Origin of the sequence: Cohnella baijiui, assembly GCF_020731285.1 — a bacterium.
GTDB lineage: Bacteria > Bacillota > Bacilli > Paenibacillales > Paenibacillaceae > Cohnella.
This window is the reverse complement of sequence record NZ_JAJFOW010000004.1, coordinates 141,296-164,918: the sequence shown is the minus strand read 5'-3', so window position 1 is coordinate 164,918 and position 23,623 is coordinate 141,296. Positions and strand designations below refer to the sequence as shown.

Below are 23,623 nucleotides of genomic sequence, written 5' to 3'. Positions count from 1 at the left end.
CCTCCTCGCGTAATGGTGTACTGAAACGGTAATCAGCAAACGCCGGTCGAGTTCGATTATGCGGACTTGACCCGATTCGGTATCACCTCCTTTCCGGTCCGGTCTTCTACATGGATACGTTGCCTGCGGCGACAGGGAGGATGTCTGCAGCCTGCGAGACGAGCATAAACGTATCCCGCGCCGCATTGCACACGATTTCGGCTTGCGAGGTGCCTGCGCCGATTCGAACGTCTGTCACCCTCATCTGCTTGGAAAAGCGGCTGCCGTCGATAGGGCCGATATGCCCGAAGACGGAAGCATAAATAGACAGCCTACCCGAGCGCAAATTAACGCCTGCATCGGATTCTTCTTCGGCGCCGTTTGCGCGAAAATGGACTTGTTGAATGCGGACGTGTCCTCCGTCGATGACTACGCCCCGCCGCGGATTTAGATTATAACCTCCGAAAACGCTGTTCATGAAGGCGATTTTTGCCGGAAATCCGCCTAATTCTTGAATTTGCATATAATCTTGATGCACAATGTCGATGCCCGCGTTAATGAACTGAAGCTCGCGATCGCCCGTATGAACGATTCGGAATCCGGATACGGTGCCGTCGCAGCCAAGGCCGTAGAACGTGCCGTCGAACCCTTCGCCAGGCAACCCGGCAATGTCCAATCCAAGATTGGAACGGTAACTGAAGCAGTTGAACACGACTTCGTCTTTCGTTTTGCCGAAGCGAAAGGCGTATTCGAGTTCACGATCCAACCAAGGCAACAACACATCAAATTTGACGGCTTCATCCGCTTGGTCGATCGTGCTGTTCGGCAACCCCGTGCCGATCGTACGGAAATACATATGCGGATTAAGATGGATGTTTTTCAACCAGCCTCGTCTTTCGGAACCGGAAACCCGGATGCCCTCCTTCAGCATGCAGCCCGTCACGAATTCAATGTAGTGCCCGCCGGTCCCGCTCCACGCATCAATGCCTTTGTAGCTGTTGCCGAGGCTGACCTCGATGATCCAGGCTCCTTCTCCGGCCAGTCGAATCGTCCAGGGATAAGGCGTGACGGCCTCCATTCGCTGACGCGGGTACCATATGTTCAAACCTCGAATTCCAGCCCTTTCCATTAGCGTAATGGAGGATACGGAGTCGGGATCTCCTTCTCCATGCACGATGTAGAGCGTCGTTCCCGGCGCGTTCGTATGGTGAGGGACGGCGTAAGACCCTCTAAGTTCTACACCCTCGGGTACGATCAAAGGAGAGGCGACGAGATGCGGTCCCGGAGGCAAATACACGATTCCTCCTCCTTCTCGGGCGGCCGTTTCAAGCGCGGCTTGTATCACAGGCGCTTTATCGTGCAGTTGCGTCCAGTCGATTCGAACGGGAGACTCGGGCAGCGGATACAATGCCGACAGGTGCGGCTGCGGTTGAGCGCCTAAATCCGGCTCTGGCTCGCGAATCTTGACGAAATCACGGGGAGCGGCATCTAACATGACGCGGCTTTCCGCCCCTTGTTCGCAACGAATCGGAATCGAGCCGGAAGGAAAGCGGCAGCCCGCAATGGACGCGGCGATCAATCCTTCCCGGCACTCGATCGACGTTCCTTTGTTATGGAAGGAGCATCCCGACAGCAGTACGGTGGCTCCCGCGGCTTCCAAAGCAACCGCGTCGTCGGTGCGGCTGCTTTGGAAGCTGCAGTTTTGAAAGGAGACCGCGCCCCCGGCGCCTTGCCGAATCGACACGATGGCTGGCTCGGAAGAGGCCAGGGACAGATCGAACAGCTGGGCGACGGAATCGAAGTCCGCCGCAACTTCAACGGCTAACGAGCCGGGGACGGGAGCGGCTTGGACGCGTCCTCGCGTCACGCACATGCCAATCGTGTTCAGGTGCCGGAACTGCAATCCGATACGTGCTCGATCAATACGAATGTCATACAATTGACCGTTCGGACCGTCCGTAATATCCATCGAGCCCGGATCCCGTTCAAAGCGGATGCCGATGCCGTAATCTTCGCATTCGAATCGATAGACGTATTCCCAATCGGTACGCTGCAGTTCGAGACCGACGGCGTTGCTGAGCAGATCCAGCAGCGCTTGTTCGTCTACGGACGTATCCGCGTATCGCAGCCAGTAATAAGGAGAGAAGCGAACGTGCTGGATGCGGCCGATATCGGTTGTTTTGTTGACGAGAATGCCTCGAGCCATTGGCGTTCCGTAAATATGCTCGATCGTATGAAGCTCATTACCTTCCGGACCGGCATGAATGGCTTCCCACGGATTAATTAGGGTCAAACAACGTGCCGTCGCGAAGCTGCGCCCCCTGTCGGCGAGCTTGACTGCCGGCGGATAAGGGACGGGCGAGCATTCATTTTGCTCGGGATAGAATATGATCGCTCCCGCAATCCCACCGCTTGCGCCAACTTCGATAAACGAACCTCCATCCGGTCCTAAGCCTTTGCCCGCATAGACGTGATAGACGGTCGCGGCGCCCGTACCGCCTGGCCTATTCGGATCGTACCATTGCCCCATCAACGTAACGCCGGAAGACACTTTCAAGCTGCCGTCGAAACGATACTTGCCGGCCGGCGCCCAAACGACTCCTCCGCCTTGCAGAGCCGTCCAATCGAGCGCATCTTGGAAGCAACGGGTCTGATCGGCTTGCGAATTCGGCGCCGCGCCGAATTCAAGTACGGAAGCGGACACGACGATCGGTCCCGTATAAGCCGGGTGTTCAATAAAGGGGGTAATCGCTTTGTTCATGATTCAAGCTCCTCTGTATGATTGTCCGGGCGCGGAGACCCGTCAACCGGTATCGCGATGCGAAATCGAATGGTAACAATGCCTTTTGGTTTGGCCGTAACGTCAAGGCTGCCGTCTTCGCAAAGGCGAATCGGATAAGGGCGGTCTTCATTCAGGCTGACATAATCGGCGGATTCGACGGCGAACGCAAAGCGCAAGCGGTCGGATATTTCACGGTTCTCCGCGTTGAACAGTCTTACGATAAACACATTTTTCTCGTCTTCGCTTTGCTTAATTGCCGTGACGATGAGTCGATTGTACGCCAACGTCAAGTAACCGTTTGACAGCGGGAGCGTCGGTTCCCGCCGATGAGGCGTTTCATGGCGAATCCGGCCTTGCTTGCGTGTTAATGACCGATCGGACGACTTGAACCGTGCATGTTCGGCCCACAGCTGCGCGGAAGAGGTTTGCTCAGGATCGAATAAGCGAAGGGCATAGTCGAATGTCAGGCGGCCGAGCAACTGCCCTCCGTCTGATCCGTTGCTTAGAACTTCGTCGCCTGTCGCGCGGAAGAGGGTCAGTGCGATAGTGCGCTTCTGTTCCCGCAACGTCAACTCATGCAAGCCTTCGGAATAGACCGCCATCCCGCACGTATCGTCGCTCATAACGATCAGGCCGCCATTCGGAACGACATCTGCCCAATTTTCCAAGTATCCGTCATAATTCGGTTCATCGATCGTGCGCTCGACCAAGTCGAATGCCGTGTTGGTCCGATAGTGTTTGCCGGTAAAGCCAGTCGGGAACAACACGCGAAAACGGTGGTTGCGCGAGCGGTTGTCGACGACGGTTTGAATTCGCAACACAGGATCGTCTTTGCGGATTTCAAGGCAAGTTGTTGCGCGTAGCGGGACAGTTTCTTCCGAACGGCCGTTCAGATCGGCGCCCGCGCCCGCGGGAACCTGCATTGTAACGGCAATTTTAATGCAGGAGAAGAGCGGTCCGTCCGCTTCGACAGAGATGTCCGCCGGACAACCATTGGAGTAGGCGTACGCATTCCGAAGCGGCGCGATATGTTTCCAACCATCCCCAACGTCTCCTTCGCTCTCGAACAAAACGAGGTCATCGAAAGCGCGGCTGGTATGTAAATCTTCGATACCGATCGATCCGTTGTCCGCGACCCGCACGATATACCTTCCATTATTCCAGGTTAAGCTGCCGGTTCTCATCGTGCCGGTATGGCGTACCGGCGCGATGAGACGTTCGGCAGCGTACTCTCCGAACGCCGGGCCGTTAATCGTAAACGGCTGAACGCGGTAGGCCGAATAGCCGAAAGACGGAACGTTCGCCTTGAATGCGATCCGAAACCGATCCACGGTTTCGCTTCCCGGTACCGAACGGAGCGGGCGAACTCGTTTGACGGCGCGTGTCTCCGCGCCGAGAACCTGATAGGCCATTTCTCGTCCTTCGGCATCGAACAACCTGAACGAGGTCCCGCCGAGCATGCGTATGGTTTGGGAAGCATCCGAGCCGGTAGGCAACTCGACGTCCGCCGTCGCGATGCCTTTCAGCGGATGCTGGGAGGCGTTGAACAGCACGAGCGTACGATCGTCGGCGCTCCAAGGCGCATCAATGTTGTTCGCGATGTATGCCAGTTGTTCGGACAGCATCGACTCGGCAATCAGACGGGATTGATCGAATCGGTACATCATGTCCCGGTGAACTTGATCGATGGAACAACCGCAGATGGAGTCGTGCGGATGATTCTGCAGCAAGAACTCCCAGGATTGTTGGAGAAAGCTTCGGGGATACGGACGCCCTTCCCACGACGAGAACACGCCCCAAGGCTCCGCCCATCGAGTCAAAAGCGTTTCGCACCGGTCGTTGTACTGCTTCAGGTGGATGCGGGAAGAGAGGACGTTCGCCAACACCATATGATTAAGGCCAGCATAACCGGGGAACCGTTGTTCCCCGCGAACGACAGGCCATGTTTCCCTAGCTAGGGGACGAAGCTCCTGCATGTAGTCGTCGAAGCGGGCGTGCTGAAAGTCGGCTCCTAGTCCGGCTTCGTTAAGCGTATGAAGCAAATCCGGCAAACAGGGCTCGATTTCGACATGGTCCACGCCGTCCCACACGACGAGCCGGTCCGTTAGCGCCCGATCGCGTTTGAGTTGCAGTAAATCGCGCGCCCTCCGAACGACTTCTTCTCCATCGTACGTGAAATCACGGTCTTCGAAAGGCCAACGGACGGCGAAATAGAAATCCCCGTACGAGCGTTCTTCTTCGAGTCTTAGCGTCAGAACACGGCTTCCGTCGGCACCTTCCCACCAGAGCTCGGAAGGGGAGGAGCGGCCGTCGAGTCCGCGGTAAAGAACGGCATTATCGATGCCGAAGCCTTGCAGGATTTGCGGCATTTGGCTAATGTGTCCGAACAAATCGGGCAAATATCCGGCAAGCAACGGCTCGGCATTCCAAGAGCGCGCGCGCCGGATTCCCGTTTGCAAATTGCGAATAAGCGATTCTCCGTCCGGAAGAAATTCATCCGGCATGACGTACCACGGACCTACATCAATTCGACCTTGTTCGATTAAGGAAAGAAGCCGTTCCCTGTTCTCGGGACGTACTGCTAAGTAATCGTCAATGACAATCGTTTGCCCGTCCATCATGAAATAGCGATAGGCGGAATTTCGCTCCATCGTATCGATTAATTCGTCTATCAAGTAGACAAGCCGGACGCGAAAGCTCTGAAAGTCCTGATACCATTCCCGATCCCAATGCGTATGCGAGATAACGAACACTTTCGTTTGATCATCGCTGCTTTTATGGCGTTCCAATACGAATCTCTCCTGTCGCAATTCCGAAAATGGAAAGCCCGCCACCCTTTATTCATCCGGAGGCGGGCCGCTAGATGGCACTTACTCGTTATCTTGACCGTTATTGGGGAAACAGTTCGTTAATGTTGATTTGCGGTTTAGCCTTGGATGGCTGGTTGGCGTTAACCTCTTCAATGATTTTGGCGCCGCCGGCGTCAAGCCATTTCTTCACGGCTGCTTCCCATTCCGGTTTGTTCCATTTGTCGTTGAGTGTCGCACCGCCGTCAATCAGCGGTTGTAAGTAATCGGTGTAAATCCGCGCGCCGTCCTTCTGTTCCGTCTTGGACACCGTGCTCGGCAGGCGGTAAGTGCCGTAATAGTTGGCGGTGGAAGCGTAGTACTTATTTTTGACTTCGTCGAACATATCGCCGATGCCGGCGCCTTCGTATAGGTTTTTCAGCGCGGCCCAGTCCAATTTCTCCTGAATCGGACGGAGGAATTGAAGCGGTTCAATCTGCGTCGTCTTGAAGTCGTTCTCCACTTGGTCTTGCGGTAGCGGCACCTTCTTGCCGTCTACGACTTTATACGTTTTGCCTTCGACGCCATAGCGGCTAAAGTCGCTGCCTTCCGTCAACGACCAGTTCAGCACGCGGAAGAATCCATCCGGGTCTTTCATCTTTGAGGAGACGTAAATTCCCCTGTCGTACAAATTGAATAAATGGGCGCCGCCCGCATCGCCGTAAGGGCCTTTCAACGGCGGCAAAATTCCGATCTTGGCATCGGGTGCCGATTTCTTCATGTTTTGAAGGATTGCCGGGGTAATCTCCCAGCCCATCCCCAGCACAGCGGCTTTGCCCGTCTCGAACTTCGTTTTGGAGTGCGACCAATCTTTATTCACGAGATATTCCGAATCGAGAAGACCTTTATGGCGCAAGTTTTTCAGCCACATGTTGAAATCGACGACACCGTCCAACATCCAGTAAGGAACAAGTTTGTTCGGGTCTTCCTTGGATGGCATCCACCCGTCTTTGACGAAGCCGAACGATGTGCCCAGCGCGCCAAGTCCCCAGAAACTGTCCTGGCCGGTGAGCGGAATGATTTCCGGGTCGCTTGCTTTGATTTTTTCCAAAGCGGCTTCCAGTTCGGCAATCGTTGTCGGTTCGGGAATGCTCAGTTTTTCAAACAAGTCTTTACGGTAGAAATTAAACATCGGATTAAAGGGATTGCTTGCGTTCGGCAGGAAAAAGATGTCGCCGTTCTCGTCCTTTAACTGATCCCACAGACCTTGCGGCGCCATTGCTTTGATAGCGGGATACTTCTCCAGATAGTCGTTGATTTTCAAAAATGCGCCTTGCTTTTGCATGTCAACGAACTTGTAGTCCGCAGGCCCAGGCGTCCAGAACACGTCCGGCAAGTTGCCGGAAGCGATGACCGTGTTAAGCTTTGCGTCGTATTCGCCGACGGGGACGATTTGAACGCTCATCTTCACGTTGGCGGCTTTGTTCAACGCTTGCTCGTAAGCGCCGCCTTCCGCAAAGGTGGCGGGGCCCCATACCGGCCGCATATACGAGAACTCGGCAAGCGCAGCTTTTTCCGAAGACGAAGTGGATGCCGAAGATGTCGGCGATTGTTGCGGCGACGTGGACCCGGGACTGCTTGCGCTCTCCTTGTCGTTCTTGCTGGCGCATCCCGCCATGATTCCTGCCGTCATTACCGCTGTTAGCAATAAAGCCGACAGTTTTAGACTTGTGCGTTGTTGTTTCTGTTTTGCGATCCCCATTACCATTCACCCCTGTAATCTAATGAATATGTAAACCCCGGAGGGTGTTTACCTTGTGTCATGTCCGCATTGCTTTATCCTTTGACCGCACCCATCATGATGCCTTTAACGAAATATCGCTGCAGGAAAGGGTAGACGACCAGAATGGGAACGACCGAGAAAACAATCGTAGCCGACTTAATGTTTTCCGGCGTCAGGACGACTTTCGTGACATCCTGTCCGAGGTTGGTACCCCGCATGTTAAGGGCGCTCATATCGATAATGATGGAGCGAAGCAGCACTTGAAGAGGCCATTTGCCGTTGTCGGTGAGAAAGAACAATCCGTTAAAATAATCGTTCCAATGTCCGACGGCATAAAAGAGGGCAATCGTGGCAATGGCCGGTTTGGAGAGCGGCAGAATGATTCGCGTAAGCGCCGTCCACTCGGTTGCTCCGTCGATCTTTACGCACTCCTCGAGTTCGTCCGGAATGGACCAGAAGAAGTTGCGCATGAGAATCAGATTAAAAGGGGCGACAAGTCCGGGAAGAATCATGGCCCACAGCGAATTGATCAGGTGCAACTCCTTGAGCAGCAGATAGAACGGAATCAATCCGGCTCCGAACAGCATCGGAATGATCGTCCACCAGAGAAGGAAACGGTGGCCCGGGATATGGGTCTTGGATAGTCCGTAAGCTCCGGTTACCGTAAACAGAAGGTTCAACAGCGTTCCGGCAAGCGTCACGTAAACCGTAATGCCGAAAGCCTTGAGCAAGGCCGGCGTGGAGAAGATGTACGTATAGGCGGCCGTCGTGAAGTCGTGCGGGAGCAGCATCAGCGGATTATCGTATATTGCCCGTGCTTCACTGAAACTGAAAGCGATAACATTGACCATCGGGAGCAGCGTAATCAAACTTAACGCGGTCAGTATAAGATAAATGAGGGTTTTCGCCCAAAGCGGGTTGTTGTCCAAAGATCGGCTTCGTTTCTCCATCGATTTGGCTACCATATCGAACGCTCCCCCGTTCTCCGGACAATCATGTTGCCTAACACGATAAGGACGGTGCCGATTACGCCTTTGAACAGGCCGACCGCCGTAGCCAGTCCAAAATTGCTTTCCTGTAAGCCGATGCGGTATACGTAGGTATCGATAATATCGCTAGTGCTGTAAACAAGCGGGTTAGCGAGAATAAGAATTTGTTCCATGCCGGCATCCATAATCCCGGCAAGCGACAGCACGAACATTAAGACGATGGTCGAGCGAATGCCCGGCAGTGTAATGTGCCAAATCTGTCGGAGCTTGCCGGCCCCGTCGATTCGCGCCGCTTCGTATAGCGTGCCGTCTATGCCCGAGAGGGCCGCAAGATAAATAATGGCTCCCCATCCAAATTCTTTAAGTATACCCGTCACGATTAGCATGCCTCGGAAAATGGGGGGATTCGTCATAAAGTCGATTTTCTCCATGCCAAGCAAGTTCAAAATGAGGTTTAACGCCCCGTTCGGTCCAAGCAAGTTATAGATAATGCCGCCGAAAATAACCCAAGATAGGAAGTGGGGGAAATAAGTAATCGTCTGCACGGCTTTCTTGAAAGCGCCTACACGCACTTCGTTCAGCAGGAGGGCGAACAGGATTGGAATGGGAAAGCCGAACACGATGCGGGACAGGCTGATGGTCAGTGTGTTGCCCATTAGCCGATCGAATTGTATGGAACCGAAAAACGTTCGGAAATGTTCAAGCCCGACCCACGGGCTCGCCCAGATCCCCTTAAACAGTTGGATGTCTTTGAAAGCAATAACAATTCCAACCATCGGAACGTAACTGAAAACCAGAAAGTAGATGAACGTCGGCAGGATCATGAAGTAAATGAACTTATGTCTTGTTATTGCTTTAAGCATTTCGGCACCCTCTCCTGAGAACGGTTACAACATTTACTAGTATCATAAAACCTGAAAGTTATTAAGTCAATACATTATTATAATTAAATGTATTAATACATTTAATAAAGAGTCTTTTTTGGAGAAATTAATAATTAATAATTTGTTCAAAGAATGATACAATACATTCAAATGTATTGGAGTTTTCGACTATGCTTTAAGGAGTGAACTGTGGATGTCCTCTGGGCCTGATTCATCGAAGGTTCCGTTGTATTTACAAATACGGGAATATATTAAATCCCAAATTTCCAGTCAGGCGTTTAGACCCGACGATCAGATCCCGACGGAAGCGGAGTTGATGGCTCAGTTCGGCGTGAGCAGAGTGACTGTCATCTCGGCAATCAAGCAACTCGTGGAAGAAGGCCTCGTCTACCGCGTTTCCGGCAAAGGAACATTCGTTGCGCGGAGCGAAAGAACGGAAGGGAAACGAATCGGCGTGCTGTTAACGGCGTTGCTTGATGATGCTGCCAAGGCCATGCTCATAGCGATCGAGCGAACTTGCCGGAAGGAAGGCTTTGAATTGATTCTCAAGATGAATCTGAGCCCCGAGGAAGAGTTGCGGACCATTCAGGATCTGGTGGATAAACAGACGAGCGGGCTTATTATTTACCCGATCGACAACGAAATCTACAGCGAAGAAATTATTAAGTTAAAAACTTTATCTTTTCCGTTTGTTTTGGTCGACAAGTATTTGCCGGGCATTCCGACGAACGCGGTATACTCGGACAACTATTCGGGCGGGATGTTGGGGACGGAATATTTAATCGGCAAAGGTCATCGGAATATTGGCATTCTATCCGAAGCCAAATCGAAGACGTCGAGCGCGGACGAACGGTTTCGCGGCTATCTCGAAGCGGCGCAGAAGCATCGGCTGGTCATAAATCCCGACCATTGGCTGATCGGTATTCGCGATACTTATAATAGCGAGGAAGAAATCGAATCTTTGGTCAGGTCGTGGATGGAACGGCACGAGGAAATAACGGCGGTCTTTTCGTTTAACCGCAACCTTTCCGTCTTTATAGCTCAAGTCGCGAAAGAAACGGGCAGGCGCGTTCCAGAGGATCTTTCCATTCTTTCATTCGACAATCCCGGCCTGCGTGATTTGGACGGCCACTTCTTTAGTTTCATTCAGCAAGATACGACTGCAATGGGAGAGCAGGCCGTTAAGCTGCTGGCTAAGGCTATGCGTGAGAAAGAGGTTTGCGAAAGCATCGTCACCCCCATCAGCTTGTATGAAGGCCGAACGGTCGAGAACCTGTCCCTGATGCGGAATGAGAGTAAAGCCTGAGCATGAAGGAAAACGGCTCCCCTTGACACCGGTTTGACGGTTCAAGAGGAGCCGTTTCTTTAAGACAGGAATGTTCGCAACGCCTGCAAGGGGGCGGATGCAGGTTCGTCGGATGTGCAGGCGAACAGGTAATGGTTCTCGATCTCCCCATTACCAACCGTTCGCAATTTCAAATTAAGTCGGAACGCTTCTTGGCAATCGTCAGGTATGCTCCAGTCAATCGAGCCGCAAGCCGTGACGAGTTCTTGAATCGGGAAGCTTTCCGTCTCGCCTTTCAGCAACGTCTCTCCGGCTTTGTTGCATATCGTCCAGCACAATTGCGCATCGGCGTTGTTAGGGTGATCGGCGCAAATGAATAATCGCGCTTGAAACGATTCGCCGCGCGTGTAGGCCAGCTTGTCAAACTGCGCCGACGGATGAATCGGACGCTGAGCGAGTGCCGTTCGGAAGTAGGCGGGTTTCGGCATGCCGTAGTAGTCCACGGCGCTCGTGCAAGACACATTCGGGAAAGGTTCGTTCATTTGCCACAAGATGCTCCCGCTGCACCGAGGCGCCCGGCGCCGGTTGGACTCTACAGCATAACCAATGGCTTCAGCCTGAAGCCATTGGGACAGCCGGACCTTTTCCTCGAGTGTGCAGCCGGGCCCGAATAAGCGCTCCAACTGCTCGTTCATGTTCCAATATTCGTATCCGTGGTGCAGCCAAGTTGGCGAAGGTTCGGACATCGTCGTCAACTCGTCTTCGGGCAGGAACCTCTTCAAGCTATCCAGGCTCGCGAAGCCATCCGCGCCGTACTCGCTGTGAAGCAATGCGTCGCTGCCGTTATAGAGAGTATAGTGATCGACGTCCCCGGCATATTTCCAGGGACCGTGCACGTCGTAGGACAAGCCTTGCCCGGCGTGCTGTTGTTCCAGAAAAAAGACCGGGCCGGAAGCGGAAGAGGGCAGAAACAATCTCTCCCCGTCGAGGTCCGCGACCAAATCCCGAAGCATCCGCAAGTTTGGATGGTTGTCGGTGAGCGGCACGAGTCGATCTTGCAAGTGACCTCCTTCGGTCAATTCGTTGCCTCCGCACCAGATGGCCAGCGATGGATGGTTTCGTTTTTCCCGAATGACGAATCGCATCGTTTGTTGCAATTCGTGGAGAAAGGCGGCCTCTGCGCTAGGTTCGTTGTTGAAACCGGAACTGGACTGCATCATTTCTTGCCAGATCAAGATGCCTGACCGATCGCACAACTCGTAGAACAGTTCCCGTTCGATCAGACCGCCCCCCCATACGCGCAACAGATTAACGTTCGCCTCTTTAGCAAGTCGGATGAGATGTTCGTATTGCTCCCTTCTTTCGCGACCGTACAATTGATCGACGGGGACCCAGTTCCAGCCTTTTAAATAAACGGGACGGTCATTGACGATAACGGTATAGGCGAGCGAATCGTCGGGGGAACCTGGGTTTTGCTTAAAAGCTAGCGACCGAATGCCGACGATTAACTCCCGATCGTCGGAAGGTTCCGCGTACGGCTGACCATCGAGACGCACTTCCGTAACCAAACGGTACAGCGGTTGGTTGCCGTAGCCATTCGGGTACCAGAGCTCAGGATGAGCGATATTTAATCGTTGCTCAACGATTTGTAGTCCCGGTCTTAGCTGCACTTGGGTTGTCCGGGATGAGCAAAGCGTTCCGTCGGGGGCGTACAGGTTCGTTATGACGCTTCCTTGTCCGCCCTTCTCGTTATCGAGTACGACCGTCACGAGCCCCTCCGCGCCGTCTTCGTTTAAGCATGTCTTCCAATGAACGTCATTAAAACGGGACGATCCGTTAATACAAAGATAAACGGGTTTCCATAACCCCATGTTCTGGAGTCGCGGGCAAAAGTCCCACTTGTATCCGAAACGGCTCTTCAGGTGATTGACTTGATTCGTGTAGCCCAGTTGAGGAACGCCTTCCGGCGTTACATCAATGCCGATGAGAAGTTCGTTCGATTCCCCCCAGCGCAGCCGATCGGTGAGATCGAACTCGGCAGGCGTAAACATGCCGCGATGCTCGCCTAGGGGTTCGCCGTTTAGCCGTACTTTAGCCGAATAGTCGATACCCTCGCATACCAGGCGCACTTTTCTTCCGCGCCATCGATCATCGGCAACAAAAGCGTTTCGATAAAGCCAATTGCGTTCGTTTACCCATTCGCACGCCTGCGAGTTCAGCCCCCAATAAGGATCGGGAAGATAACCTGATTCGTACAAATCGTAATGGACACTTCCCGGTACCTTTGCAGGTATCCATGGGATGAGCCCTTTTAACTCGATGCCGAGCTCCATGCTTCGTCCGAACTCCCAAAATCCGGGGTGCGAACCGGTTAGGAGCCATCCGTTCTCGATCGGTGCTTTCATGTAGTTTCCCTCCTTTTTGTGTTAGTTTCAAAAAATTAATGTTATTTTATAACACGATATGTTCGTTTTCAACATAAAATCACAGTCGTGACCTTGCCAATGACAAAGCTATTCCCGCGCTTGCTCCATTCCTTCAGAAATTTTGCAAAGAACATGACACGGATAATCACGCCAAAACGCGAGGAAGACGCCACGCTGACCTACAAGACCGACGACTGGGAAGGCGAGGACTACGACATGCACCTGCTGACTTTCAAATCCGACGACATCGAACGCACGCATGCGCACCTGAAAGCGCAGGGCGTCAGTGTCTCCGAGATCAAACTGTACGACGGCAATCGCAAAAATTTCCGTTTCTACGACCTGAACGGCAACCGGCTCGACGTCTGGTCCGGTTGGCTCTAGACCGCGGCATCGTTCCGGTCTTCGGGATCATGGGCGAGACGAGTCCTTGCAGAAAAGAAGCCCTCCTGGTGCAGGAGGGCTTTGGTCCGCGAGCCGCCACCTTATTACTAACACTAATTTTATGATCAGTTCACCCCGGTGAAGTGGCAAATTGGCGAGTGGCCACGGTAATTCCATTGAACGCCGTGGACGCTTCTACGAAAATAGTACCAAATACTTTCGGCTCTACACTCGAAAAGGTCATCGTAGACGCAAAGTTCCCGGATGCATCGGTAACCGCGGGATTTGGGGCGATGGATAGTAAATTGAAAGGACCCGCAAACGGAGTAAAGGTCACCGTCACTCCTTCAGCAGGCGCTCCTGAAACGGTCACGGTTCCTTGGAGTTCATAGGTGAGGGGAGATGGTTTTGTGATACTCAAGGTGATTCTGCAAGGTACAAAGGTAATGGTGACCAATCCATTTCCGTTTCCGACACTGGCAGTATTTGTTTGGAGAGCTCCGTTATTGAGTGAACTACCGCCTCCGCCGCTGCCGCTAGGACTGGCTCCTCCGCCGCCGCTGAAGCCTCCTCCTCCGCCTCCTGCGCTTGCGCCAACACCGCCTCCGCCTCCGCCACCAAATCCGCCATTGCCACCCGATGATTGTACGCTGCTGATTTTATCTCCTTGGCCGCCTCGGCCACTAAAGCGTATCCCTGAACCTCCAGCGCCACCAATTTCAACGGCCGAACCTTCATTATGGCCAAAACCGCCGCTTGAGAATACGCCTGCACCACCACCAGCGCCAGTGTCATTGGGTTCAACATTTGAATTCAGTCCACCGCCACCGCCATTGCCATCACTGCCACCTGGCGTACCATCCGAGCTCGAAGTTCCGCCTTGGGTTATAACAGCGTCAATACCCGTTGTGTCAGCGCTACTACCTCCGCCGCCACCAGCGGCAATAAGCAGCGTCTCTGAAGTCAAATCGGTAAATGTCGTCCCTATCCAAACAAATGAACCGCCGCCACCGCCACCGCCTCCAAACGTTTTAAAAAAAGGATCGCCATTCATTCCGGCGCTTCCGACAAGTATTGCTAATGTTTCACTGCGCACTACAATCATTTGGCCCTGAATCGATGCGCCACGGCCGCCAATATTACCAATCCCCACACCTCCACCAGCAGCTCCGATAGCCTGTATAATCACGGTCCCATCGGAAGGCGCCGTGAATGTTTGGAGACTGCCTGTAGCATTGAAGGTTGTTGTGGTCACTCCAAACTCCTGCTGAATGGTCCGTAATGCTTTCCCGAGAAACTTCAAGGAATCCGCAATCTCGTTCTCCGCGGACTTCATTCTTTTGTGATGTAGAAGATGGCGCGCTTCCTTCAACTCCTTAAGAGCTTGCTCAAGCTGACGGACGCTTTTAAGTTGCTGACTCATCTACACCGCCTCCGCAACAACATTCTCCTCTTTGGTTTCGACGACCTCGACCGATTCGAATTAAAGTTCAGGCAGCGGAGGGTTTTCGAAATTTCCACGAGTGAATCGCCGATTTCGGCTTCAGCTTGGTCATTATTCAAGCGTTTCAAAAATTGTATGGCTTCCTGTACTTCCTTGATGGCAGCATTCAGAGATCGAAGGCATGTTACCCGTCGGCGCATCATATACACCTCAGCCCCTAAGTTGAACTTCATAGTCTATTCAATGTATACAGGGAGGGGCTTTTATGGATGGACGGACACACTGGGGCATCCGCACAACCTTGCCGCATTGAAACATAAGGATTCAATTTACAGAACGAGGGAACCGCTCTAAGATGAGGGAGGAATCTTTCGTATTCTTTGGTCGCCCAGTTTCCCTAACGAAAGGAGGCCCTTCGCATGAACCGGTTCCTCATCGGACAATACGGAGGCTTCGACGAAGCCAAGTATCGACGGGACTTCAAGCCCGGCTTCTACGGCATCGAAGCGTGCCTATTCGAACGGGACGACGAGGTCGAGCGGCTGCGCCGGGAAGCCGAAGCCGCCGGCTTTCGCATCGGCGTCCATTTCCCCTTCCGTACCGCCACCACCGCCGTCCAGGGCCGTGACGCGCTCTTCCTCGCGGATGACGTCACGGTCCGGGAACAGGCATATGCGCTCGCCGAACGGGAGATCGCGGATCTCGAGCCGCTTCGGCCAAGCTATATTTTGTTCCACTATCCGAAGCCCGTCATCCTCGACGATCGGGTGGACTGGAGCAACTGGAGATTTGACGACCGCATCGAATACGTCTTCGAGAGCGCTTATGCCGCCGAGACGCTCCGCGAGCGGAGCGAGTGGCTTTTCGCCTGGCTGTCGCGGATGGGCGAGGCGCATCGCTTTACGCCCGTGCTGGAGCTCGACGCGCTGAACCGGTACGTATACGCATCGGACTGGCTGCCCTCCCTGCTGGACCGCCACCCCCGCATCCGCCTTTGTCTCGACACGGCTCGGCTGTATCTCCAGGATCGGATCGATCCCAACTTCGACGCGATCGAGATCGTGCGACGATATGCGAAGTACGCGAAGACGATCCATCTATCCAACACTCGCATCGACGAGCAGGGCCGGATCGCGGAGAAGCGCCGCCCGGTGCTGCCCAACCAGCACCCGGACGAAGGCTGGGCGCCGATCGAGCGCTACTTGCGGATCGCCGTGCAGGAGAATCCGGATGTGAAAATCATGTTCGAGCACCGGTCGGACCTCGCGACGGACGAGGAGCTCGAGGCATGTTACCGGTGGGTCGCGGCATTGCTGACACTTTAAGGATTACTGGTCGTAAAACGGGATATATAATCCGAGAGTCTTTTCGTTTTTGGTATGTCGCTAGGAGCGCGTACAATCTCATTCAGAATACTTTGTAGTTCCTCAGCGTTATTAACAATTTGTAAGCGAGCTCCGTTTTGATCCTGCAGTGCTTTCAACAAGCTATGCAAGGAAATATCCAATTCCATATTGATTTTCTTATAGGAAGTATTCTCATATAAAGCAATCGAAGCTGATAAATCAGAAATACATTGCAAAAAGGTTGTTTCCTTCTGATTAGGATCAGAGATGCTTCCAAAATTAAAGTTAGCTCTAGCCTCATCTAGATATAGAACAAACTTGTTATCTAAATAAGCTTGAATCACGACTTCATCCGACCGATTCCGGTTTTGATTAACAAAAAGTATGTATGAAAGGATTCCTCCAATCAGCAGTAGCGAAAGGAGAATCAGGAACCACCTTTGATTTTTCATTTCGTCCGCCTTTGTTCGCTAATGAAATGCGCATAAGGAAAATTATATGTAATTTGTCACTGCTTGTGTAGAAATAAGGGTGAAATTCTTGGGGAAAAATAGGAGTCGTAGTGAACGAATGTCGAAAGGAGGGGAGTAACTACTCAGCTTGTCGGTACAGCGATCGGATTCGGTTAATGCGGTACATGATGCAACGGTTGCAAATGAGCTTATCGAGGCCAAAATGGTGATTTTAGAACGGTAACGGTCGCCAGAGCGGCTATTTGCAAACTATCGTCGTATGGAGGTACAAAATAAGAAATAAGCGCTGCCACAACCGTTACCATTTTAAAATGGACGTTATGGGTCATATAAGCTCGGCAGCAACCGTTAGCCAGGCCCGTATACGTGATTACCTACCATCGTGTCCTTTGTTTCCCTGCGGCAAGTCAACCCCGCCCCGTCTAACGGCGCCACGCCCCACCTTTCGGCATGAAGCGTCCAGCCTCTTACAAAAAAACAGCCTTCGCCCGACAAGCTGGCTATCGAACGAAGGCTGCAAAACACGCGCTTCCGCGCATTCGAACCGGTCCCCGCTCAGCCCTCGAGCTCCAGCTCGATCACCGTGTCCATGTCGTCCGGCAGCTCGGCGCCCTTCAGGGTAATGAAGGCGCCGCCCGCGACGTCGGAGTACTCCTCCGCCATCCACGGCGCCTCGACCTTCAGCTCGGTGCCGTCCCGCAGCAGCCGGGCCTTCTTGATCCGCCCCTTCAAGCCTTGGAAGTAGATCGGCCCGATCCCTCGGTCGTACACATGCGCATACAGCAAGTTGCCCTTCTGCGTGTAGCGGCCCCATTCGGGCTTGGGCAGCCCTGCGATGCCGCAGCCGTAGATGCTGTCGCCGTTCAGCCGCAGCCACTCGCCCACATCGCGCAGCACCTCGAGCGACTCGCACGTCATCTCGCCTTTGGCGTCGGGGCCGACGTTGAGGAGGAGATTGCCGTTTTTGCTGACGCACTCCACGAGCGTGCGGACGACCTGCTTGGCCGACTTGTAGTTCCGGTCCTCCGAGTGGTAGCCCCAGTTGTCGTTCAGCGTGATGCACGCCTCCCACGGGATGGACTTGCCGTTCACGTCGACGATGCCGCCCGGCGGAATGATCTGCTCGGGGGAGAAAAAGTCGCCCGCGTACTCCTCCGGCTCCGCCGCGCGGATGTGGCCGCCCAGCCGGTTGTCGATGACGATGTCGGGCTGGATGGAGCGGATCTTGCGGATGAGCTCGGTGGCGCGCCACTTTTCCCCGGTCATGTCGTCGTACGAGAAGTCGAACCACATGATGTCGATCTTGCCGTACAGGGTCAGCAGTTCCTCCACCTGGCCGTGCATGTAGTCGAGGTAGCGGTCGAACTGAATCGGCTTGTCCTTGGCCGCCTCGTTGTCGCGGTCCGGATGCGCCTTGTCCCCGTAGCCGGGATAGTCGTCGTGATGCCAGTCGATGAGCGAGTAGTACAGCCCCACGGCGATTCCTTCCGCGCGGAACGCGTCGACGTACTCGCGCACCAGATCGCGTCCGGCCGGCGTATTCGTGGCCTTGAAATCCGTCAGCTTGCTATCGAACAGGCAAAATCCGTCGTGGTGCTTGGTCGTCAGCACCGCGTAGCGCTGGCCCGCCTGCTTGGCCGCCTTGGCCCACGCCTTCGGGTCGTACCGCGCCGCGTCGAATTCCTCGAAATACCGCATGTACTGCTCTCGGCTCATTCGCTCGTTGCCCCGCACCCACTCGCCCCTGGCCGGAATGGCGTACAGCCCCCAGTGGATGAACAGCCCGAAGCGGTCCCGCAAAAACCATCTCGTGCGTTCTTCTCTCGCGCTCATTTCGTTATTCCCTCCTTGCCCGTATGGAATAAAGCGGCCGCCCCGAGCAGGCCCACATCGTCCTTCAAGCCCGCCGGCACGATCGTATAAGTCCCTCTGTACGGCTTCATGACCAGCTCCTCGGTCTTGTCCCGGAGCGCCGGGAACAACAGGTCGCCCGCCTTGCTCACGCCGCCGCCGACGACGATGCGGTCGGGATTGAAGATGTGCACGGCATTGGCCATGCCGATCGCCATATGCGCGATCGTCCGCCCGATCACCTCGGACGCCACCGGATCGCCGAGGCGCGCGGCCTCGAACACGTGGCGGGACGACACCTCCTCGCCGCTCGCGGCGGCCAGCTCCGCGATCGCGGACGCCCGCCCTCGCATCTCGCGAAGCGCGGTATTCCGGATCGCCGTCCCCGAGGCGAACACCTCCCAGCAGCCGCGCCTTCCGCAGCTGCATACCGGGCCGTCCGGGTCGATGATCACATGTCCAAGCTCGCCGGCGAAGGACTGGGTGCCGAGCAGCAGTTCGCCGTCCATGACGATGCCGGCCCCGATGCCGGTGCTGAGCGTCACGTACACCATGTTGCGGGCGCCTTGACCGGCCCCGCGCACGTACTCGCCCCAGGCGGCGGCGTTCGCGTCGTTCACGACTTGCACCGGGACGCCGAGCTCTTTTTCCATCCAACTTTTCAGCGGCACGTCGTTCCATTCCGGCAGGTTCGTTCCGTTGATGACGATGCCGTCCCGGCTGTTCACCGCGCCGGGCGACGCCAGCCCGACGCCGGCCAGCGGCCGGCCTTCGGAGACGGAGCGTACCATGCCCGCCATCCGGTCGACGACCTCCTTGGCCGTCCGGGCGCCCGCCGTCTCCATCTGCTCCCGCTGAAGCAGCTCGCCGTTCCCGTCGAACAGCGCCGCCGCGATTTTCGTTCCCCCCAGGTCGATCCCGACGACATATTGCGAAGCGTTGTGCATAGCCATTCACCTTTTCACTTGTTGATATCTGCGTGTCCTGTCCGTAGGCTGACGGCCAATGCCCGAAGCGCGGCCGGGTCGATCGGCGCGAGTCCGTCGCGGCCCCGCCGCACCGCCGAGCCGAAGTGCACCTCCCGCACGCCCGTTCGGTCGACGAATTCGCGGATACCCTCGGGCACCAGCCCGCCGCCGGCCAAGATTTGAGGAAATTGCGTTTCGCTTTCTTGAACGAGCCGCCGGATCGCTTCGGCGGCTTGCGGGGCAGGACCCCGGCCGCCGGAGGTGAGCACCCGCGTAATCTGCGGGTACTGCCGCAGCGTCCGAAGCCCGGCGAGCTGATCCTCCAGCTCGTCGAACGCCTTGTGGAACGTGACCTGCAGCCCGCCGGTCAACGGCAGCAGCACCCCAAGCGCCTGCTCGTCGATGTTCCCCTGTGCCGTCAGCGCGCCGAGCACGATGCCGGCCGCGCCGCTCTCCGCGATCGCGCGCGTCTCCGCCGCCATCGTCAGCAAATCGAGCCGGGAGTAAACGAACGAGCGGCTGTGCGGCCGCACGATGACGTGGACGGGGATGCCGACCGTTCGCGTCACCTGCTCGATCAGACCGATGCCGGGCGTCAATCCGCCCTCGGTCATGGCGGTTATCAGCTCGAGGCGGTCGGCCCCGTTTTCTTCCGCGACGATGGCATCCTCGATGCACGTCGCGATGACCTCCAATTTCATCTTTGCGTCTCCTCCGCCTCATGGCGGCGGGCTTCGTCCGCCCGCTGCACGGCATAGTCGGCGAGCAGGCGCGCGCCGTAGCCGGTCGCGCCCGTCTCCGCGTAGCTCTCGTCCTGCTTGTACTGCACCGTACCCGCCATGTCGATGTGCGCCCAGCGCATGCCCGGTGCCACGAAACGGCGGATGAAGAGCGCCGCCAGGATGGCGCCGCCGTACGGCGAGCGACCGACATTGCGCAGATCGGCGTACGGGCTGCGCAGCTCGGATTCGTATTCGTCCATGAGCGGCATCGGCCACAGCCGCTCGCCGTTCCGCTCGCCGATCGCGACGAGGCGGCGGCTGACGTCCTCGTCGCCCCAGATGCCGGCGATCCCGAGGCCGAGCGCGGCGCCGACGTTGCCCGTCAGCGTCGCGATATCAACCGTTTCGGCAGCGCCGAGGTTCGCCGCGTGCAGAAGCGCGTCCGCCAGCAGCAGGCGGCCCTCGCCGTCCGTGTTGGCGACCTCCACGGTGAGCCCGTTCGGGTAGCGGAGGACCGTCGACGGCAGGATCGCCGCGGCATCGGGCACGTTGTCCGCGACCGGGAGCAAGGCGACGACGTTCGCCCGCGCCCGGCCGCGCGCCAAGATGTCCATCGCGCCCACGACGGCGGCCGCGCCGCCCATGTCCATGCGCGCGTCGGTAATGTCGCTCGCCGTCTTGGCGTTCATGCCGCCCATGTCGAAGGTGACGCCCTTACCGACCAGCGCCAGCAGCGGCAGCGCGGGATCGCCTTCGTACCGGAGCTCGACGAGCGCCGGCCGGTGGCGGCTGCCCGCGCCGACGGCCAGCAGTCCGCTCATCCGACGGTCGACCAGCTCCTGCCCGCGATAGACCCGTACCCGCAGCGCGGGGTCGCCTCGGTCGAAGTACTCCGCGATCCAGTCCGCGAAGCGGTCCGGGTGCAGCGTGACGGGCGACTCGTTCACGAGGCCGCGGGCGACCATCGTTCCCTCCGCCCGCAGGCGCCCCGTCGCGACCGCCGCCTCCATCGCTTCCGGCGTCAGCTCGGGCCAGTCGGCGGCGCGCAGATCGAGCGCCGCCGGTCCCCGATCCTTGGTCGCCTCGCGAAAAGCCTCGTACCGATAGAGGCCGAGCAGCCAGCCCTCCGTCCACGCCTGCAGCCAGTCGGCCGCCGCGATGCCGGCCGTATCGCCGCCGCCCGGTTCGCGCACCAGCAGCGCGCTCATCCGGCCCTCGCGCCGCAGCGCGCGGGCCGCCGTGCCGGCCGCCCGGCGCACCCGCTCCAGCGTCAGGTCGGCGCGTTCGCCCATGCCGACCGCGAGCGCGTCCCGCTCCGTCTCCGTCCGGCCGAGCAGCCAGGTGGCGCTGCCGCTCGACCGCTTGCCGTCGCCCAGCTTGTAAGGGAACGTCTCTCCCGGATAAACGGGATAGACGAGCACCTCCGCTTCGGCGGCGGAATCGATTCCGATCTTCATCGCTTCGCCTTCTTTTCTATTCATAGTCGTCCCTCATGCCAAAACATGCTTGCCGTCAACGCGCCAGCTTCATCATTTCTTCGTCGTACAGGTGGCAGGCGACCTCGTGCCCCGGCTCTACCTCGCGGAACGCCGGCGCGTGCTGCTTGCAGATCTCCATGCACGAAGGGCAGCGGGTATGAAACCGGCAGCCGCTCGGCGGGTCGACCGGGCTCGGCAGATCGCCCTTCAGAATAATGCGCTCCCGCGCCAGCGTCGGATCGGGCACGGGCACCGACGAGAGCAGCGCCTGAGTGTACGGATGCAGCGGATTGTCGTACAGCGTGTCCTTGTCCGCCGTCTCCACGAGCGCGCCCAGGTACATGACCCCGATCCGGTCGCTGATATGCTCGACGACGCTCAAGTCGTGGGAGATGAACAGGTACGTCAGCCCGTACTCCTCTTGCAGATCCTGCAGCAGATTCAGCACCTGCGACTGGATCGACACGTCGAGCGCGGACACCGGCTCGTCGGCGACGATCAGGCTCGGCCGTACGGACAGCGCCCGGGCGATCCCGATCCGCTGCCGCTGCCCGCCGCTGAATTCATGTGCGTAGCGTTCGGCGTGCATGCTGTTCAGGCCGACCGTTTCCAGCAGCTCGCAGGCGAGCTTGTCCCGCTCCTTGGCCGACAGCTTCGTATGGATCAGCACCGGCTCGGCCACCAAGTCCTTGACCTTCATCCGCGGATTCAGCGAGGCATACGGATCCTGGAACACCATCTGCATGTCTTTGCGGAGCGGCCGCATCTGGTTGTGCGACATATGGCTGATATCCCGGCCTTCGAACCGGACCTCGCCCGCGTTCGGCTCGAGAAGGCGCGTGACGAGCCGGCCGGTCGTCGATTTGCCGCAGCCGCTCTCCCCGACGAGGCTGAACGTCTCTCCCTTGCGGATGGCGAAGGAGATGCCGTCCACCGCGTTCAAATACCGCGTCCGGCCGAGGAAGCCTTTTTTGATCGCGAACGACTTTTTCAAGCCTCGCACTTCGATGAGCGGAGTCTCGTTCATACGGCGTCCCCTCCTTGGGCGATGGTCTCGTCCTGCGTCAGCCAGCAGCGGCTCCTGCGCGCGGCGTCGCCGGCGATCGGCAGCAGCTCCGGCTCCCGGGTCCGGCAATGCTCCATCGCGAAGGGACAGCGCGGCGCGAACTTGCAGCCCGGCGGCATCTGCGACAGGTCGGGCACGTTGCCCTTGATCGAGTCGAGCCGGCGCACCTTCTGGCGGAGCTTCGGCACGGACTGGATCAACCCCTTCGTATACGGATGCTGCGGATTCGCGAATAGCTCCCGGACGGGAGCCTCCTCCACGACCCGGCCGGCGTACATGACGACAACCCGGTCGCACAGCTCCGCCACGACGCCGAGGTCGTGCGTGATGAGCAGCATGCCCATGTCCTGCTCTTCCTTGAGCCGCTTCATGAGGTCGAGGATCTGCGCCTGGATCGTGACGTCCAGCGCCGTCGTCGGCTCATCCGCGATGAGCAGCTTCGGATGGCAGGACATCGCCATGGCGATCATCACCCGCTGCCGCATGCCGCCGGACAACTGGTGCGGATAGTCGTCCACGACCTCTTCGGCCCGCGGGATGCCGACCAACTTCAGCATGTGGATCGCGTGCGCGCGCGCCTTTTTGCGGTCATAGCCCAAATGCAGCATGATCGGCTCCATCAGCTGCAGGCCGATGCGCAGCACCGGATTGAGCGAAGTCATCGGCTCCTGGAAAATCATCGCCATATCGTTGCCCCGCGTCCGGCGCATCTCCTTCTCCGAAAACCGCGTCAGATCGGTTCCCTCGAAGCGCACGGCGCCGCCGGTAATCTTGCCCGGCGTATCCTTGAGCAGACGCATGATCGACAGCGAGGTCACGCTCTTGCCGCAGCCGGACTCGCCGACGAGGCCCAGCACTTCGCCTTTTTCGATATGGAAGCTCACGCCCGCGACCGCGGTGATGCTGCCTTCGCCGCGCTTGAACTCCGTCCGCAGGCCTTCGACTTCCAGCAGATGTCGTGTCATGTCCGTCCCTCC

Annotated in this window: 17 protein-coding genes; 3 read left to right on the top strand and 14 right to left on the bottom strand. The window is 56.9% G+C overall.

Translation table 11 applies throughout. The features are described 5' to 3' along the window. Positions 1-106: 106 nt before the first annotated feature. From LKX83_RS06005 to LKX83_RS05985, 5 genes are all read right to left on the bottom strand, one after another. Positions 107-2,740: a glycoside hydrolase family 55 protein gene (locus LKX83_RS06005; RefSeq protein ID WP_227881262.1), complete on the bottom strand. Its 2,634-nt coding sequence runs from the start codon at positions 2,738-2,740 to the stop codon at positions 107-109. Continuing rightward, positions 2,737-5,550, bottom strand: coding sequence for an alpha-mannosidase (locus LKX83_RS06000; protein ID WP_227881261.1), 2,814 nt, complete (start codon positions 5,548-5,550; stop codon positions 2,737-2,739). The genes LKX83_RS06005 and LKX83_RS06000 overlap by 4 nt, the downstream gene beginning before the upstream one ends. A 100-nt stretch (positions 5,551-5,650) precedes the next feature. Beyond that, entirely contained in the window at positions 5,651-7,309 is a 1,659-nt protein-coding gene (locus LKX83_RS05995) for an extracellular solute-binding protein (protein ID WP_227881260.1), read from the bottom strand. A 74-nt stretch (positions 7,310-7,383) separates the two neighbouring features. Next, positions 7,384-8,295, bottom strand: a complete 912-nt coding sequence (locus tag LKX83_RS05990) for a carbohydrate ABC transporter permease (RefSeq protein ID WP_227881259.1) — start codon at positions 8,293-8,295, stop codon at positions 7,384-7,386. Then, entirely contained in the window at positions 8,289-9,182 is an 894-nt protein-coding gene (locus tag LKX83_RS05985) for an ABC transporter permease (protein WP_227881258.1), read from the bottom strand. The genes LKX83_RS05990 and LKX83_RS05985 overlap by 7 nt, the downstream gene beginning before the upstream one ends. 214 nt (positions 9,183-9,396) lie before the next feature. Here LKX83_RS05985 and LKX83_RS05980 point away from each other — a divergent pair, with 214 nt between their 5' ends. Further along, positions 9,397-10,509, top strand: a complete 1,113-nt coding sequence (locus LKX83_RS05980; RefSeq protein ID WP_227881257.1) for a GntR family transcriptional regulator — start codon at positions 9,397-9,399, stop codon at positions 10,507-10,509. A gap of 59 nt (positions 10,510-10,568) precedes the next feature. On the opposite strand, the gene LKX83_RS05975 is transcribed toward LKX83_RS05980, so the two are convergent. After that, positions 10,569-12,821: a glycoside hydrolase family 2 protein gene (locus LKX83_RS05975; protein ID WP_227881256.1), complete on the bottom strand. Its 2,253-nt coding sequence runs from the start codon at positions 12,819-12,821 to the stop codon at positions 10,569-10,571. A gap of 225 nt (positions 12,822-13,046) precedes the next feature. On the opposite strand from LKX83_RS05975, the gene LKX83_RS05970 reads away from it, so the two are divergent. Continuing rightward, positions 13,047-13,298, top strand: a complete 252-nt coding sequence (locus tag LKX83_RS05970; RefSeq protein ID WP_227881255.1) for a VOC family protein — start codon at positions 13,047-13,049, stop codon at positions 13,296-13,298. 130 nt (positions 13,299-13,428) lie between these two features. On the opposite strand, the gene LKX83_RS34110 is transcribed toward LKX83_RS05970, so the two are convergent. Beyond that, entirely contained in the window at positions 13,429-14,721 is a 1,293-nt protein-coding gene (locus tag LKX83_RS34110; protein WP_227881418.1) for a hypothetical protein, read from the bottom strand. Between the two features lie 440 nt (positions 14,722-15,161). On the opposite strand from LKX83_RS34110, the gene LKX83_RS05960 reads away from it, so the two are divergent. Further along, positions 15,162-16,067, top strand: a complete 906-nt coding sequence (locus LKX83_RS05960; RefSeq protein WP_227881254.1) for a sugar phosphate isomerase/epimerase family protein — start codon at positions 15,162-15,164, stop codon at positions 16,065-16,067. On the opposite strand, the gene LKX83_RS05955 is transcribed toward LKX83_RS05960, so the two are convergent. From LKX83_RS05955 to LKX83_RS05925, 7 genes are all read right to left on the bottom strand, one after another. After that, the gene (locus LKX83_RS05955) at positions 16,064-16,540 is read right to left on the bottom strand and encodes a hypothetical protein (protein ID WP_227881253.1); all 477 of its coding nucleotides are present in this window, start codon (positions 16,538-16,540) and stop codon (positions 16,064-16,066) included. The two genes, LKX83_RS05960 and LKX83_RS05955, sit on opposite strands and share 4 nt — an antisense overlap. A 576-nt stretch (positions 16,541-17,116) precedes the next feature. Further along, positions 17,117-18,394: an alpha-L-fucosidase gene (locus tag LKX83_RS05950; RefSeq protein ID WP_227881252.1), complete on the bottom strand. Its 1,278-nt coding sequence runs from the start codon at positions 18,392-18,394 to the stop codon at positions 17,117-17,119. After that, the gene (locus LKX83_RS05945; protein WP_227881251.1) at positions 18,391-19,359 is read right to left on the bottom strand and encodes an ROK family protein; all 969 of its coding nucleotides are present in this window, start codon (positions 19,357-19,359) and stop codon (positions 18,391-18,393) included. Before LKX83_RS05945 ends, LKX83_RS05950 begins: the two co-directional genes overlap by 4 nt. Before the next feature lie 14 nt (positions 19,360-19,373). Then, the gene (locus tag LKX83_RS05940; protein WP_227881250.1) at positions 19,374-20,081 is read right to left on the bottom strand and encodes a copper homeostasis protein CutC; all 708 of its coding nucleotides are present in this window, start codon (positions 20,079-20,081) and stop codon (positions 19,374-19,376) included. Beyond that, a complete protein-coding gene (locus tag LKX83_RS05935) occupies positions 20,078-21,583 on the bottom strand; it encodes a leucyl aminopeptidase family protein (protein ID WP_227881249.1) in 1,506 nt (501 codons plus the stop codon). Before LKX83_RS05935 ends, LKX83_RS05940 begins: the two co-directional genes overlap by 4 nt. A 31-nt stretch (positions 21,584-21,614) precedes the next feature. Further along, positions 21,615-22,607, bottom strand: a complete 993-nt coding sequence (locus LKX83_RS05930) for an ABC transporter ATP-binding protein (RefSeq protein WP_227881248.1) — start codon at positions 22,605-22,607, stop codon at positions 21,615-21,617. Further along, positions 22,604-23,611, bottom strand: a complete 1,008-nt coding sequence (locus tag LKX83_RS05925) for an ABC transporter ATP-binding protein (RefSeq protein WP_227881247.1) — start codon at positions 23,609-23,611, stop codon at positions 22,604-22,606. The genes LKX83_RS05930 and LKX83_RS05925 overlap by 4 nt, the downstream gene beginning before the upstream one ends. Positions 23,612-23,623: the final 12 nt, after the last annotated feature.

Excerpts from the sequence above, each read along its gene's own strand:
- LKX83_RS05945 (WP_227881251.1), bottom strand. The coding sequence starts at position 19,359 with ATGCACAACGCTTCGCAATATGTCGTCGGGATCGACCTGGGGGGAACG.
- LKX83_RS05955 (WP_227881253.1), bottom strand. The coding sequence starts at position 16,540 with ATGAAAAATCAAAGGTGGTTCCTGATTCTCCTTTCGCTACTGCTGATT.
- LKX83_RS05990 (WP_227881259.1), bottom strand. The coding sequence starts at position 8,295 with ATGGTAGCCAAATCGATGGAGAAACGAAGCCGATCTTTGGACAACAAC.
- LKX83_RS05935 (WP_227881249.1), bottom strand. The coding sequence starts at position 21,583 with ATGAATAGAAAAGAAGGCGAAGCGATGAAGATCGGAATCGATTCCGCC.
- LKX83_RS05940 (WP_227881250.1), bottom strand. The coding sequence starts at position 20,081 with ATGAAATTGGAGGTCATCGCGACGTGCATCGAGGATGCCATCGTCGCG.
- LKX83_RS05970 (WP_227881255.1), top strand. The coding sequence starts at position 13,047 with ATGACACGGATAATCACGCCAAAACGCGAGGAAGACGCCACGCTGACC.
- LKX83_RS34110 (WP_227881418.1), bottom strand. The coding sequence starts at position 14,721 with ATGAGTCAGCAACTTAAAAGCGTCCGTCAGCTTGAGCAAGCTCTTAAG.
- LKX83_RS05985 (WP_227881258.1), bottom strand. The coding sequence starts at position 9,182 with ATGCTTAAAGCAATAACAAGACATAAGTTCATTTACTTCATGATCCTG.
- LKX83_RS05950 (WP_227881252.1), bottom strand. The coding sequence starts at position 18,394 with ATGAGCGCGAGAGAAGAACGCACGAGATGGTTTTTGCGGGACCGCTTC.
- LKX83_RS05930 (WP_227881248.1), bottom strand. The coding sequence starts at position 22,607 with ATGAACGAGACTCCGCTCATCGAAGTGCGAGGCTTGAAAAAGTCGTTC.
- LKX83_RS05995 (WP_227881260.1), bottom strand. The coding sequence starts at position 7,309 with ATGGGGATCGCAAAACAGAAACAACAACGCACAAGTCTAAAACTGTCG.
- LKX83_RS05980 (WP_227881257.1), top strand. The coding sequence starts at position 9,397 with ATGTCCTCTGGGCCTGATTCATCGAAGGTTCCGTTGTATTTACAAATA.
- LKX83_RS05975 (WP_227881256.1), bottom strand. The coding sequence starts at position 12,821 with ATGGAGCTCGGCATCGAGTTAAAAGGGCTCATCCCATGGATACCTGCA.
- LKX83_RS05960 (WP_227881254.1), top strand. The coding sequence starts at position 15,162 with ATGAACCGGTTCCTCATCGGACAATACGGAGGCTTCGACGAAGCCAAG.
- LKX83_RS06005 (WP_227881262.1), bottom strand. The coding sequence starts at position 2,740 with ATGAACAAAGCGATTACCCCCTTTATTGAACACCCGGCTTATACGGGA.
- LKX83_RS05925 (WP_227881247.1), bottom strand. The coding sequence starts at position 23,611 with ATGACACGACATCTGCTGGAAGTCGAAGGCCTGCGGACGGAGTTCAAG.